This is a genomic window from Isoptericola croceus, assembly GCF_029382255.1.
Lineage (GTDB): Bacteria > Actinomycetota > Actinomycetes > Actinomycetales > Cellulomonadaceae > Isoptericola > Isoptericola croceus.
This window is the reverse complement of sequence record NZ_JARLLG010000046.1, coordinates 1-364: the sequence shown is the minus strand read 5'-3', so window position 1 is coordinate 364 and position 364 is coordinate 1. Positions and strand designations below refer to the sequence as shown.

Sequence of the window (364 nt, the reverse complement as noted above, 5' to 3'; positions counted from 1 at the left end):
ACGGTATCGAAGGGATATGAAATAATACCGGCACATGTTGTAACAACCTGAGCAATGGCCCATGAGATTAAGAATCCGGCATTCTTGGGGTCGGGTAACATTCCCTTGGCTGTGTCGAAGCAACCAAAGTATGAAGCTCTGTAGATGATGATACCCTGGACTGAGACACCAAATCCTCTGTATAGACCAACAAGACCATCCTTCTTGAAGACCTTGGAGATACAGTCGCCAAGACCGTTGAATTCTCTCTCCTTACCAGCCTTTCCAACATCAGCAGCTAACCTTGTTCTGGCGAAGTCGAGAGGATATACAAAGCACAAGGAAGTGGCACCAGCAGCACCACCTGAAGCGAGGTTACCAGCAA

General features: G+C 47.8%; 1 protein-coding gene. It reads right to left on the bottom strand.

The features are described 5' to 3' along the window. A partial coding sequence (locus PZC42_RS20670; RefSeq protein WP_277213951.1) for an MC/SLC25 family protein occupies positions 1–364 on the bottom strand: 364 nt, incomplete at both ends.